At 65.2% G+C, this 13,268-nt stretch carries 14 protein-coding genes; 12 read left to right on the top strand and 2 right to left on the bottom strand.

Features of this window, described 5'->3' with window-relative positions; translation table 11 throughout:
* Nucleotides 1–10 precede the first annotated feature (10 nt).
* From pcaG to PNI01S_RS21415, 3 genes are all read left to right on the top strand, one after another.
* Nucleotides 11–616: a protocatechuate 3,4-dioxygenase subunit alpha gene (pcaG, locus tag PNI01S_RS21425; protein WP_084359034.1), complete on the top strand. Its 606-nt coding sequence runs from the start codon at nt 11–13 to the stop codon at nt 614–616.
* The gene (gene zapE / locus PNI01S_RS21420; RefSeq protein ID WP_084359032.1) at nt 606–1,685 is read left to right on the top strand and encodes a cell division protein ZapE; all 1,080 of its coding nucleotides are present in this window, start codon (nt 606–608) and stop codon (nt 1,683–1,685) included. The genes pcaG and zapE overlap by 11 nt, the downstream gene beginning before the upstream one ends.
* Nucleotides 1,686–1,929: 244 nt before the next feature.
* A complete protein-coding gene (locus PNI01S_RS21415) occupies nt 1,930–2,772 on the top strand; it encodes an IclR family transcriptional regulator (RefSeq protein ID WP_024763339.1) in 843 nt (280 codons plus the stop codon).
* Nucleotides 2,773–2,779: 7 nt separating this feature from the next.
* Here PNI01S_RS21415 and PNI01S_RS21410 read toward each other — a convergent pair whose 3' ends face one another.
* Complete coding sequence (locus tag PNI01S_RS21410; RefSeq protein WP_084359030.1) at nt 2,780–3,325, bottom strand: RNA 2'-phosphotransferase; 546 nt, start codon at nt 3,323–3,325, stop codon at nt 2,780–2,782.
* A 311-nt stretch (nt 3,326–3,636) separates the two neighbouring features.
* Between PNI01S_RS21410 and pcaK the strand changes: the two genes are divergently transcribed.
* The 6 genes from pcaK (at nt 3,637) to PNI01S_RS21380 (ending at nt 10,371) form a co-directional block, all read left to right on the top strand.
* The gene (pcaK, locus tag PNI01S_RS21405; RefSeq protein WP_024763341.1) at nt 3,637–4,986 is read left to right on the top strand and encodes a 4-hydroxybenzoate transporter PcaK; all 1,350 of its coding nucleotides are present in this window, start codon (nt 3,637–3,639) and stop codon (nt 4,984–4,986) included.
* Nucleotides 4,987–5,111: 125 nt separating this feature from the next.
* The gene (locus PNI01S_RS21400) at nt 5,112–6,065 is read left to right on the top strand and encodes an AraC family transcriptional regulator (protein WP_084359028.1); all 954 of its coding nucleotides are present in this window, start codon (nt 5,112–5,114) and stop codon (nt 6,063–6,065) included.
* A 442-nt stretch (nt 6,066–6,507) separates the two neighbouring features.
* Nucleotides 6,508–7,875 carry a benzoate 1,2-dioxygenase large subunit gene (gene benA / locus PNI01S_RS21395; protein ID WP_084359026.1) on the top strand — a complete coding sequence of 456 codons (1,368 nt, stop codon included), beginning with the start codon at nt 6,508–6,510 and terminating at the stop codon, nt 7,873–7,875.
* A complete protein-coding gene (gene benB, locus PNI01S_RS21390) occupies nt 7,875–8,360 on the top strand; it encodes a benzoate 1,2-dioxygenase small subunit (RefSeq protein WP_084359024.1) in 486 nt (161 codons plus the stop codon). The genes benA and benB overlap by 1 nt, the downstream gene beginning before the upstream one ends.
* A 78-nt stretch (nt 8,361–8,438) precedes the next feature.
* A complete protein-coding gene (benC, locus tag PNI01S_RS21385) occupies nt 8,439–9,452 on the top strand; it encodes a benzoate 1,2-dioxygenase electron transfer component BenC (protein WP_084359022.1) in 1,014 nt (337 codons plus the stop codon).
* Nucleotides 9,453–9,597: 145 nt separating this feature from the next.
* Entirely contained in the window at nt 9,598–10,371 is a 774-nt protein-coding gene (locus tag PNI01S_RS21380; RefSeq protein WP_084359020.1) for a 1,6-dihydroxycyclohexa-2,4-diene-1-carboxylate dehydrogenase, read from the top strand.
* Nucleotides 10,372–10,389: 18 nt separating this feature from the next.
* On the opposite strand, the gene PNI01S_RS21375 is transcribed toward PNI01S_RS21380, so the two are convergent.
* Nucleotides 10,390–11,262: a LysR family transcriptional regulator gene (locus PNI01S_RS21375; protein ID WP_084359018.1), complete on the bottom strand. Its 873-nt coding sequence runs from the start codon at nt 11,260–11,262 to the stop codon at nt 10,390–10,392.
* A 148-nt stretch (nt 11,263–11,410) separates the two neighbouring features.
* On the opposite strand from PNI01S_RS21375, the gene PNI01S_RS21370 reads away from it, so the two are divergent.
* The 3 genes from PNI01S_RS21370 to PNI01S_RS21360 form a co-directional block, all read left to right on the top strand.
* On the top strand, nt 11,411–12,532 hold the full coding sequence (locus PNI01S_RS21370; protein ID WP_084359016.1) for a muconate cycloisomerase family protein: 1,122 nt from the start codon (nt 11,411–11,413) through the stop codon (nt 12,530–12,532).
* 42 nt (nt 12,533–12,574) lie between these two features.
* Nucleotides 12,575–12,865, top strand: coding sequence for a muconolactone Delta-isomerase (gene catC / locus PNI01S_RS21365; protein WP_015477003.1), 291 nt, complete (start codon nt 12,575–12,577; stop codon nt 12,863–12,865).
* A 47-nt stretch (nt 12,866–12,912) separates the two neighbouring features.
* A partial coding sequence (locus tag PNI01S_RS21360) for a dioxygenase (RefSeq protein ID WP_276526976.1) occupies nt 12,913–13,268 on the top strand: 356 nt, incomplete at its 3' end.

The following is a 13,268-nucleotide window of genomic DNA, read 5'->3' as shown; positions in this document are numbered from 1 at the left end:
AGGACCGACCATGCCTATCGAACTGCTGCCGGAAACCCCCTCGCAGACCGCCGGCCCCTACGTGCACATCGGCCTGGCGCTGGCCGCCGCCGGTAATCCGGCCCGTGACCAGGAAATCTGGAGCGAGATGGCCAAGCCCGGCGCGCCCGGCGAACACATCCTGCTGATCGGCCATGTGTACGACGGCAACGGCCACCTGATCCGCGATTCCTTCCTCGAGTTATGGCAGGCGAATCATGAGGGCGTGTATGACTCTACCTTCGATCTGGAAAAGCCCTTCAATGGCTTCGGACGCACGGCAACGACCTTCGATGCTGGCGAGTGGCAGGTGCAGACCATCAAGCCCGGTGTGGTGAAAAACGCCGCCGGTGTGCCCATGGCGCCGCACATCAACGTCTCGCTGTTTGCCCGGGGTATCAATCTCCATTTGCAGACGCGCCTGTACTTCGACGACGAGGCGCAAGCGAATGCCGTGGACCCGGTCCTGAACCTGATCGAGCAGCCCGAACGTCGGCAAACCCTCATTGCAAAGCGTTGCGAGGTGGACGGGAGGCTCGCTTACCGGTTTGATATCCGCGTCCAGGGAAATGCGGAAACGGTGTTCTTTGACTTCTGATACACGACTCCATGAGACATCCGCCGAACCGGTCGCCGACCGTGTTCGGCGGCACTTCGCGGCCGCGCTCGACGAGCGCGGCTATCGCGCTGACGAAGCGCAGGTGACGGCGGTGGACCACCTCGCCACCTGGCTCGACGACTTCCTTGCCGGGCGTCACGGTTTCCTGCGCAAACCAGTCGCAGGCGTCTACCTGTGGGGCGGTGTGGGGCGCGGCAAGAGCTTCGTCATGGACCAGTTCTTCGTCGCCGCGCCGACCCAGGCCAAGCGCCGCGTGCACTTCCATGCCTTCCTGCAGGAATTGCAATCACGCATGCTGGCGATCACCGGGCAGTCCGACCCGCTGGTGCGCGTGGCCCGCGCCATCGCCGAGGAAACCAGGCTGCTGTGCTTCGACGAATTCCACGTGCACGACATCGGCGACGCCATGCTCCTGGGGCGGATGCTGAAGGTGCTGGTGGACGAAGGCGTAGGCCTGGTCTGTACGTCCAACTATGAACCGGAAAATCTCTGTCCGAACCCGCTGTACCGCGAGCGCTTCCGTCCGGCCATCGAGCTGATCGAAAAGCGCTTCGACGTGATTTCGGTGGATGCCGGGCAGGACTATCGCGAGCACAGTACGTCGCTGGAAGAGTGGGGCAGCTTCCTCTGGCCGGCGCGCGCCGATGATCTCGAACTGGTCGGTTCCCGACTGGGGCTGGCGGCGGACGCGAAGTTCGACGAGGTGCTCAGCGTCAATCACCACCCGCTGAAGGTGCATGCCCACGACGATCACTGTGCGTGGATGGATTTCAGCGAAATGTTCGAACGCCCGCGCTCAGCCAGCGATTACCTGTGGCTGATCGAGCATTTCCCGCGCATGGCGGTGAGCGGTCTCGGCCCGCTGGCGGACTACCCGCCGGACGTGAGCATGCGCTTCCTCAACTTCATCGATATCGCCTACGACCGGCAGTTGGGGCTGCAATTGTTCGCCACGGTGTCGCTGGACGAGTTGGCGGCGGGCGGGGCCGCGCTGGACTTCTCGCGAACGCTGAGCCGGTTGCGGCAGTTGAAGCTGGAGCCGCTGTAGGCGGTCGCGCGGGCTGTCGAGAGTTGTTCGCGAGCAAGGACTAGGCGTCCCCTCGGCCCTGCGAAGAGCGCGCAGGCGTTTTCCTGAAGGAGCGAGCTTGCTCGCGAACCCAGGTTGTACCTGGCGCGATGCGCTAGATTCGCTAAGCATGGATAACCTCTGTTCGATAATCGGCCAAATGTGTTGCGATAATCGCCCATGCGTGTCGATAATCGCCCGGCATTCGCCTGCCAGGACAACAACAATGACCGACTCCCCCCGTGCCAGCCTGCCGCCCCTTGCGCCGCCGATCATCGCTTCGCCCGCCAAGCGCATCGAGGCCTTCACCGGCGACCCGAACTTCATGACCTCGCTGGCCCGTGGCCTGGCGGTGATCCACGCGTTCCAGGAGCGCAAACGGCACCTGACCATCGCGCAGATCAGCCACCGCACCGAGATTCCCCGCGCTGCCGTGCGCCGCTGCCTGCACACGCTGATGAAGCTGGGCTACGTCACCTCCGACGGCCGCACCTATTCGCTGTTGCCGAAGGTGCTGACCCTGGGGCACGCCTACCTGTCCTCGACGCCGCTGGCGGTCACCGCGCAACCGATCCTCGACCGTTTGAGCGAGCAACTGCACGAAGCCTGTTCGATGGCCACGCTCGAAGGCGACGAGATTCTCTACATCGCCCGCTCGGCCACGCCGCAGCGCCTGATTTCGGTGGACCTGAGCGTCGGCAGCCGCCTGCCGGCGTACTGCACCTCCATGGGCCGCATCCTGCTCGCCGGGCTGAACGACGACGCGCTGGAGGACTACCTCGCCCACGCCGACCTGCAGGTGAAAACCAGCCGTACCGTGCACACCCCGGAAATGCTGCGCGCGAGCATCGCCGAGATCCGCCAGCAGGGCTGGGTGATCATCGACCAGGAGCTGGAAGTCGGGCTGCGCTCCATCGCCGTGCCGCTGAAGGATTCCGCCGGTCAGGTGCTGGCCGCGCTGAACGTCGGCACCCACGCCGGGCGCGTGTCGCGCCAGGAGCTGGAAACGCGCTTCCTGCCGGTGCTGCTTGAGGCCAGCCGCGAGCTGGGCACGCGGCTGTTCCACTGAGTTTTCCTCAGCGTTGTTCCAGGTACGCTGGTGGTACGGCGTCCGCCAGCCAGACGCCATTGGCAGAGCGATAGAAGCGGTGGCCTTCGCGCCACATCTGGCCGCTGCGTACTACCAGGATGGTTGGCTTGCCACGACGCGAGCCGACACGATCGGCAGTCTCGCGGTCGGCGCTCAAGTGGACGTGCTGGCGGCTCATGGGCTTCAGCCCGTCACGGATGATCGCCGCCAGTGAGGCGGGAATAGTGCCGTGGTAGAGCACTTCCGGCGGCTCGCAGGCTTCCAGCTGCAGATCGATGCTGACCGAATGGCCCTGATTGGCGCGGATGCGCAGGCCGTCGTCGCTGAAGGTGAAGCGCTGCTTGTCGTTGGTGGCCACCACCTCTTCGAGCATGTCGCGGCTGAATTGACGGCCCTTGCCGGCCGACCGCTCCAGCAGTTTGTCGACGCTCACCCAGCCCTTCTGGTCCAGGGTCAGCCCAGCAGTTTCCGGGCTGTGGCGCAGGATTAGCGACAGCCATTTGCTGATCGATTTCCGTTCGTTGTCGTTCATTTCTTCCTCTGATTATCCTTTCGGGCTGGCGCATTCTAGCCATAGCCGCAGCAGGCTCCTTAATCTCGTTCGCTAACCGCCCACTGGTGCGGTTAACGAATTGAATCGTCCTACGGCAATTCGTAATGTTTCCTACCCGTCCAGCCGGACGGGTAATAACAACAATGAGCGTCAGCCATGGCCCCTGTGTGCCTGCCCCATCCGCCGGTCCTTGCGTCCACCGGCTCGCGCCTCATTCCTGTCCAGCTTGCGGGAGTGCAGGGCGATCCAGCCGGCCTTCCCGCGACGACGCCTTCGCAGGAAGTCTTCGCATGACCAGTTCCGCCCACGTGCCCGCTGCCGGCACCCTCGACGTCCAGTCCTTCATCAACGCCCAGCCGCTGTCGCTGTACCAGTGCCGCATCGTGCTGCTGTGCTTCCTCATCGTTTTCCTCGACGGTCTGGATACCGCCGCCATGGGCTTCATCGCCCCGGCGCTGACCCAGGACTGGGGCATTGACCGCGCCAGCCTCGGTCCGGTGATGAGCGCCGCGTTGATCGGCATGGTGTTCGGCGCCCTGGGCTCCGGCCCGCTGGCCGACCGTTTCGGGCGCAAGGGCGTACTGGTGGTGGCGGTATTCCTGTTCGGACTGTTCAGCCTTCTGTCGGCCTACAGCAGCAACCTCGAACAGCTGATGGCGCTGCGCCTGCTGACCGGGATCGGCCTGGGCGCGGCGATGCCGAACGCGACCACGCTGCTCTCGGAGTACACCCCCGAGCGCCTCAAATCGCTGCTGGTGACCAGCATGTTCTGTGGCTTCAATCTCGGCATGGCCTCGGGCGGCTTTGTCTCCGCCAAACTGATCCCGGCCTACGGCTGGCACAGCCTGCTGTTGCTCGGCGGCGTTCTGCCGCTGCTGCTGGCGGTGGTGCTGCTGGTATGGCTGCCGGAGTCGGCGCGTTTCCTGGTGGTGCGCAATCGCGGAGCAGACAAGGTCAAGCGCGTGCTGGCGCCCATCGCGCCGGCCGAGGTGGTCACGGCCCGCGAGTTCAGCGTGCCGGAACAGAAGACGGTGCAGAGCCGCAACGTGTTCAAGGTGATCTTCTCCGGCACCTACAGCGCGGGAACCCTGCTGCTGTGGCTGACCTATTTCATGGGCCTGGTGATCGTCTACCTGCTCACCAGCTGGCTGCCGACGCTGATGCGCGACGCCGGCGCGAGCATGGAGCAAGCCGCCTTCATCGGCGCGCTGTTCCAGCTCGGCGGGGTGCTCAGCTCGGTGGCGGTGGGCTGGGCCATGGACCGCTTCAATCCGCACAAGGTCATCGGCATCTTCTATTGCCTGGCGGGCGTGTTCGCCTACTTCGTCGGGCAGAGCCTGGGTACCGTCACGCTCCTGGCGACCCTTGTGCTGGCTGCCGGCATGTGCGTGAACGGTGCGCAGTCGGCCATGCCGTCTCTCGCCGCGCGCTTCTACCCGACCCAGGGACGCGCCACGGGCGTGTCCTGGATGCTCGGCATCGGCCGCTTCGGCGCGATCCTCGGCGCCTGGATCGGCGCGACCCTGCTGGGCCTGGGCTGGAACTTCGAGCAGGTGTTGACCGCGTTGATGGTGCCAGCCGCTATCGCCACGGCGGCGGTGCTGGTCAAGGGGCTGGTGAGCCACGCCGACGCTACCTGAGCAGCGAGCGGGGCAGGGATTGTGTTGCCATTCATCTCTGCCTCGCGCCGACCCTGCTGCACTTGCATAGACTGGATGCACCGCAACGCAGATTGCGGCCACTAACAACAACTGTGAGTGCCTCTATGCAAAGCCTGCTGAGCGAGCGCAGCCGTGTATTCGAGCGTGCCGATCCTTACGCGGTTTCCGGTTACGTCAACCAGCACGTGGGCACCCACGACCTGCGCCTGCCGGCGCACGGTCATCCCCAGGCCAGCCTCAACCACCGCCGCTTCGCCAGCCTCGACCTGTGCCGCATCAGCTATGGCGGCGCGGTGCGCGTCACCTCGCCGGCACTGGAAAGCATCTTCCACTTGCAGATTCTGTTGAGCGGCCATTGCCTTTGGCGCGGTCAGCGCCAGGAGCACTACCTGGCGCCGGGCGAGCTGCTGTTGATCAACCCGGACGATCCGGTCGACCTGACCTACTCGGACGACTGCGAGAAATTCATCCTGAAGATTCCGGTGACCCTGCTCGAAGCCATCTGCGCCGAGCAGCGCTGGAACGCACCGCGCGGTGGCGTGCGCTTCACCGAGAATCGCTACCGGCTGGGCGAACTGGAAGGCTTCGTGAACCTGTTGTCGATGGTCTGCCAGGAGTCCGAAGCTGGCGAACGTCTGGCTCGGGTGGACGAGCACTACCAGCAGATTGTCGCCAGCAAGCTGCTGACCCTGCTGAAGACCAATGTCAGCCGCGAGCCCATCGCTGGCGGCAGCGCCTCCTTCGAGCGCATCGAGGCGTACATCGAAGGCCACCTGCGCGAGGACATCGATGTCGAAGCCCTGGCGCGCCAGGCCTCCATGAGCCTGCGCTCGTTGTACGCGCTGTTCGAGCGCCATGCCGGCGCCACGCCGCGGCAGTACATCCGCCGGCTCAAGCTGGAACGCATCCGCTCCTGCCTGGCGGACCCGGCGTGCAACGTCCGCAGCGTGACCGAGTTGGCGCTGGACTATGGCTTCCTGCACCTGGGGCGGTTTGCCGAGGGGTATCGGCAGCAGTTTGGCGAGTTGCCTTCGGAAACTTTCAAGCGTCGCACCTGAGTCGTTCCTGCTGGTTAGCCTTGGTTCCAAGATTGGATTGGTGTGCCGTTTGGGCGTCCTGCGCCGCATCGGCGTGCGCTCCGACTCTTTGTTTCGCCCCCTCGGGCGAGTCACTTTGGCAAACGACGGATGGCCGCCCCGCCCAAAGTAACCAAAGGTCTTGCCCCGGACATCCGGTTTTTCGCTTAGGCGAAAAATTCCCTCGTTGAACGGGGCCGTTCGGAGTGCTCGGAAGTCGCTCTGGAAGCCCTCAAGAGCACACAGAGGCAGCCCCTGCCTGCAGGAGCGAGCTTGCTCGCGAATCCCGTGCCACAAATCAAGGGCATCCGCTCACCAGCACGCCTGCACAAAACGGATAGCACTCTGCACAAAGCGGATATTGCCCCCGCGTACCCAGCCCTAACCTGAGCCTGCCTGAACAATAACAACGGAGGCCCTGGCCATGTCCCTGGGTATCGACTACTTGCGTTCACTGCTTGAGGAAGACGCCGCGAAGGGCATCTTCCGCTGCCGCCGGGAGATGTTCACCGACCCGCGCCTGTTCGACCTGGAGATGACCCATATCTTCGAAGGCAACTGGGTCTACCTCGCCCATGAAAGCCAGATCCCCGAGAAGAACGACTTCCTGACCACCATGATCGGTCGCCAGTCGGTCTTCATCGCGCGCAACAAGGACGGCGTGCTCAACGCCTTCCTCAACGCCTGCAGCCACAAGGGCGCCATGCTCTGCCGGCAAAAGTCCGGCAACCGTTCCAGCTACACCTGCCCGTTCCACGGCTGGACCTTCAACAATTCCGGCAAGCTGCTCAAGGTGAAGGACCCGGCCGAGGCCGGCTACCCCGAAGGCTTCAACTGCGAAGGCTCCCACGACCTGACCAAAGTGGCGCGCTTCGAGTCCTATCGCGGCTTCCTCTTCGGCAGCCTGAAGGCCGACGTCAAGCCGCTGGTGGAGCATCTGGGCGAGTCGGCGAAGATCATCGACATGATCGTCGACCAGTCCCCCGAAGGACTGGAAGTCCTGCGCGGTTCCTCCAGCTACATCTACGAAGGCAACTGGAAGCTCACCGCCGAGAACGGTGCCGACGGCTATCACGTCAGCTCCGTGCACTGGAACTACGCCGCCACCCAGAACCAGCGTCAGCAGCGCGAAGCGGGCGAGGCCGTGAAGACCATGAGCGCCGGTGGCTGGGCCAAGCAGGGTGGCGGTTTCTACTCCTTCGACCACGGCCATCTGCTGCTCTGGACCCGCTGGGCCAACCCCGAGGCGCGCCCGGCCTTCGAGCGCCGCGACGAGCTGGCACGCGACCATGGCCAGGCCCGCGCCGACTGGATGATCGAGAACTCGCGCAACCTCTGCCTGTACCCCAACGTCTACCTGATGGACCAGTTCAGCTCGCAGATCCGCATCGCCCGGCCCATCGACGTCAACCGCACCGAGATCACCATTTATTGCATCGCGCCCAAGGGCGAGAGCAGCGAGGCGCGCGCCCAGCGCATCCGCCAGTACGAGGATTTCTTCAACGTCAGCGGCATGGCCACGCCGGACGACCTGGAGGAATTCCGCTCCTGCCAGCAGGCCTACCAGGGCAGTGCCGGTGGCTGGAACGACATGTCGCGCGGGGCGAAGCACTGGATCGAGGGCGCCGACGACGCGGCGCGGGAAATCGACCTGGCGCCGGCGCTGTCCGGCGTGCGCACCGAGGATGAAGGCCTGTTCGTGCTGCAGCACCAGTACTGGCAGCAGACCATGATCGATGCGCTGGCCGCAGAACAGGCGAATCACATCGCCGTAACAGAGGAGGGTGCGTGATGAGCCGCTACGAGACCGTCCGCGACTTCCTCTACCGCGAAGCGCGCTATCTCGACGACAAGGACTGGGATGCCTGGCTGGAGTTGTACGCCGCCGATGCCACCTTCTGGATGCCCTCCTGGGACGACCGCGACCAGCTCACCGAAGACCCGCAGCGGGAAATCTCGCTGATCTGGTACGGCAACCGTGGCGGCCTGGAAGACCGCGTGTTCCGCATCAAGACCGAGCGCTCCAGCGCGACCCTGCCGGACACGCGCACCTCGCACAACCTGAGCAACATCGAGGTGCTCGGCGAGGCCGATGGGCAGTGCCAGGTGCGCTTCAACTGGCACACCCTGAGCTTTCGCTACAAGACCGTCGACAGCTACTTCGGCACCAGCTTCTACACGCTCGACGTGCGTGGCGAACGGCCGCTGGTGAAGGCGAAGAAGGTCGTGCTGAAGAACGACTACGTCAGGCAAGTCATCGACATCTACCACATCTGATTTCGCCGTCAGGGCTGTGCGTCGCGCGCGTGGATTCGCCGCGCGCGACGCCGCCTGCGCGGCATCGAGGTGCACGCCATGAACCACAAGATCGCCTTCAACTTCGAAGACGGCGTTACCCGCTTCATCGACGCCAGCCCGAGCGAGACCGTGGCCGATGCGGCCTACCGCCAGGGCATCAACATTCCGCTGGATTGCCGCGACGGCGCCTGCGGCACCTGCAAGTGCTTCGCCGAAGCCGGCCGTTACGACCTGGGCCAGGAATACATCGAGGACGCGCTGACCGAGGATGAAGCCGCGCAAGGCTACGTGCTCACCTGCCAGATGCGTGCGCAGAGCGATTGCGTGGTGCGGGTACCGGCTTCATCGCAGGTCTGCAAGACCGCCCAGGCCAGTTTCGAAGCGAACATCAGCGCGGTGCGCCAGCTCTCCGAAAGTACCATCGCGCTGTCGATCAAGGGCGAGTCGCTGAGCAGGCTGGCCTTCCTGCCGGGGCAGTACGTCAACCTGCAGGTGCCGGGCAGCGAGCAGAGCCGCGCCTATTCCTTCAGCTCGCTGCAGAAGGACGGTGAGGTCAGCTTCCTGATCCGCAATGTGCCGGGCGGCCTGATGAGCAGCTTCCTTACCGGCCTGGCCAAGGCCGGCGACCCCCTGTCCCTGGCCGGCCCGCTGGGCAGCTTCTACCTGCGCGAGATCAACCGACCGCTGTTGCTGCTGGCCGGCGGTACGGGCCTGGCGCCCTTCACCGCGATGCTGGAGCAGATCGCCGAGCGTGGCAGCGATTATCCGCTGCACCTGATCTACGGCGTCACCCACGACGTCGACCTGGTGGAGCTGGATCGCCTGGAAGCCTTCGCCTCGCGCATTCCCAACTTCACCTGGAGCGCCTGCGTGGCCAGCCCCGAGAGCAGCTACCCGCGCAAGGGCTACGTCACCCAGCACATCACGCCGGCGCACCTGAACGATGGCGAAGTGGACCTCTACCTCTGCGGGCCGCCGCCGATGGTCGAGGCGGTCAGCCAGTACATCCGAGAACAGGGCATCACTCCGGCGAATTTCTACTACGAGAAGTTCGCCGCCAGCGCTGCCTGATTCCCGACAACCCACGCGGGGCGGCTCTTCGTAGGAGCGAGCTTGCTCGCGAACAGCTTCGCAGCGGGGCTTTGGTTCGCGAGCAAGGGCTAGGCGCCCCCCTCGGTCCTACAGGGTGGGCTCGCCTCAGTGCCATGAGGTCACCATGAAAAGATTCAACAACAAGATCGCCCTCATCACCGGCGCCGCCCAGGGCATCGGCCGTCGCGTCGCCGAACGACTGGTGGAAGAGGGCGCGAAGGTCATCGCCGTGGACCGTTCCGAGATCGTCCACGAACTGCGGGACGCCCTCGGCCAGCACGGCGAAGTCCTCACTCTCACCGCCGACCTGGAGCGTTTCGCCGACTGCCAGGGTGTGGTCGCGCAGACCATCGAGCGCTTCGGCCGCCTCGATATCCTCATCAACAACGTCGGCGGCACCATCTGGGCCAAACCTTTCGAGCACTACGCCGAAGACGAGATCGAAGCCGAGGTGCGCCGCTCGCTGTTCCCCACCCTGTGGTGCTGCCGCGCGGCGCTGGTGCCGATGCTGGAGCAGGGCGCGGGCGCCATCGTCAACGTGTCATCCATTGCCACCCGCGGGGTGAACCGCGTGCCCTACGGCGCGGCAAAAGGCGGGGTGAATGCGCTAACCGCCTGCCTGGCCTTCGAGACCGCCGAGCGCGGCGTACGGGTGAATGCCACCGCACCCGGCGGCACCGAGGCGCCGCCCCGGCGCATCCCGCGCAATGCAGCGCAGCAGAACGAGCAGGAGAAAGTCTGGTACCAGCAGATTATCGACCAGACCGAGAACAGCAGCCTGATGAAGCGTTACGGGACCATCGACGAACAAGTCGGCGCGATCCTATTCCTCGCCTCGGACGAAGCCAGCTACATCACCGGCGTGACTTTGCCGGTGGGTGGCGGCGACCTGGGCTGAGGCGCCGCCATGTTCCGCTTACGGCAGGTTCGCGCCGATCAGTTGCAGGCAGCGTTGCAATGGCGCGCTGACGTCGCCGCGGCGCTGGCTGAGGATGATCGGCGAGACCGCCTCGGCGTCGGTCAGCCTGGCGTAGCCGATGTCGGCGCGGTGCTGCTGTTGCACCGACGCCGGCACCAGCGCCACGCCCAGGCCGGCGGCGACCAGGCCGATGGCGGTCTGCAGCTCATTGGTCCACTGCGTCACGCGCACGCTCAGGCCATGGTTGGCGAACAGCGCCAGTACATGGTCGGCATAGCTGGGGCGCGGGTTGGCGGGGTAGAGCACGAAGTCCTCGCCGGCCAGTTGCGCCAGGCTCAGCGGCGCGCCAAGCAGGCGATGCCCGGCCGGCAGGACGGCGACCATCGGCTCCTCGCGCAATACCTGCTGGGTAATGGCGGGGTCGTCGATGCGGATGCGCCCGAAGCCGATGTCGATACGCCCGCTTTTCAGCGCCTCGACCTGCTGCACCGTGGTCATTTCCTGCAACCCCAGTTCCAGGCCGGCATCGCCGCGCAGCTCGCGGATCAGCTCGGGCAAACCGTCGTACAGCGTCGAGGGCGCAAAGCCGATGCCGAACCACTGGCGCTCGCCCTGGCCTATGCGCCGGGTGCTCTGGCAGATGCTTTCCAGCTGCGAAAGCAGGGTGCCGGTCTGCTCGTGGAAATAGCGCCCGGCGTCGGTCAGGCGCAGCGGCCGGCCGCGCTCCAGCAAGGGCACGCCGAGCAGTTCCTCGAGCTGCTGGATCTGCCGGCTCAGCGGTGGCTGGGCGATGTGCAGGCGCTCGGCGGCGCGGGTGAAGTTGAGGGTGCCGGCCACTTCGCGGAAGTAGCGCAGGTGTCGCAGCTCCATGATACCTCCAGGGTATGCAACAAGACGGCATCGATATTGGACTGCCTGCAGGCCCCGGCGCAATCCTTTGCCACACGTGAAAAGACCTTCCGGGTATCGCCGACGTGCGTCCCGGCCCATCCAGAAATCCCAGACCGGAACGCCGTCCATGAGTAGCCCCGTCATCGAACGCATCGAGTCGATCATCGTCGACCTGCCGACCATTCGCCCGCACAAGCTGGCCATGCACACCATGCAGCAACAGACGCTGGTGATCATTCGCCTGCGCTGCTCCGACGGCGTCGAGGGCATCGGCGAAGCCACCACCATCGGCGGCCTGGCCTACGGCAACGAAAGCCCGGAGAGCATCAAGGCCAACATCGATGCGCACTTCGCGCCGCTGCTCCAGGGCCAGGACGCCAGCAACATCAACGCCTGCATGCAGCGCCTGGACAAGTCGATCAAGGGCAATACCTTCGCCCGCTCCGGGATCGAGAGCGCGCTGCTCGATGCCCAGGGCAGGCGCCTTGGCCTGCCGGTCAGCGAGTTGCTCGGCGGGCGCGTGCGCGACAGCCTCGAAGTGGCCTGGACCCTGGCCTCCGGCGACACCGTCCGCGACATCGCCGAAGCCGAGCAGATGCTCGACATCCGCCGTCATCGCATCTTCAAGCTGAAGATCGGCGCCAACCCGTTGGAGCAGGACCTCAAGCATGTGGTGGCGATCAAGCGGGCCCTGGGCGAGCGCGCCAGTGTACGTGTCGACGTCAACCAGGGCTGGGACGAATCTCAGGCCATCCGCGGCTGCCAGGTGCTCGGCGAGAACGGCATCGACCTCATCGAACAGCCCATCTCGCGCATCAACCGCAGCGGTCAGGTGCGCCTGAACCAGCGCAGCCCGGCACCGATCATGGCCGATGAGTCCATCGAGAGCGTGGCCGACGCCTTCAGTCTCGCCGCCGACGGCGCCGCCAGCATCTTCGCCCTGAAGATCGCCAAGAACGGTGGCCCGCGCGCCGTGCTGCGCACTGCACAGATCGCCGAAGCGGCGGGCATCGCGCTGTACGGCGGGACCATGCTCGAAGGCGCCGTCGGCACCCTGGCCTCGGCCCACGCCTTCATCACCCTGGAGAAGCTGACCTGGTCCACCGAGCTGTTCGGCCCGCTGCTGCTAACCGAGGAGATTGTCACCGAGGCGCCGGTTTACCGCGACTTCCAACTGCACGTACCGCGCACGCCCGGCCTGGGCCTGAGCCTGGACGAAGAGCGCCTGGCGCGCTTCCGCCGCACCTGATTTTCAACCTGTTCCCGACTGCCCGATAGAGGAGATGACCCGATGCTGTTCCACGTGAAGATGACCGTGAAATTGCCCGTCGACATGGACCCGGCCAAGGCCGCCCAGCTCAAGGCCGACGAGAAGGAACTGGCCCAGCGCCTGCAGCGCGAGGGCAAGTGGCGCCACCTCTGGCGCATCGCCGGGCACTACGCCAACTACAGCGTGTTCGACCTCGCCAGCGTCGAGGAACTGCACGACACCCTGATGCAGCTGCCGCTGTTCCCCTACATGGACATCGAGGTCGACGGGCTCTGCCGCCATCCGTCCTCGATCCATGCCGACGACCGCTGATTTTCGCTCCGTACGACTCGACAAGAACAAGACTTGAGGATCGCACCATGACCGTGAAGATTTCCCAGACTGCCGACATCCAGACCTTCTTCGAAGAGGCCAGCGGCGCCCTGAACGATCAGGGCAACCCGCGGGTGAAGAACCTTGTCCTGCGCATCCTGCAGGACACCGCGAAGCTCATCGAAGACATGAACGTCACCCCCGACGAGTTCTGGAAAGCCGTGGACTACCTCAACCGCCTCGGCGCGCGCCAGGAGGCCGGCCTGGTCGTCGCCGGCCTGGGCATCGAGCACTACCTCGACCTGCTGCTGGACGCCCAGGACGCGGCGGTCGGCATCGAAGGCGGCACCCCGCGCACCATCGAGGGCCCGTTGTACGTAGCGGGTGCGCCGCTGTCCGAAGG

It is taken from the genome of Pseudomonas nitroreducens NBRC 12694, from assembly GCF_002091755.1.
GTDB lineage: Bacteria > Pseudomonadota > Gammaproteobacteria > Pseudomonadales > Pseudomonadaceae > Pseudomonas > Pseudomonas nitroreducens.
This window is presented reverse-complemented; position numbering and strand designations above follow the sequence as displayed.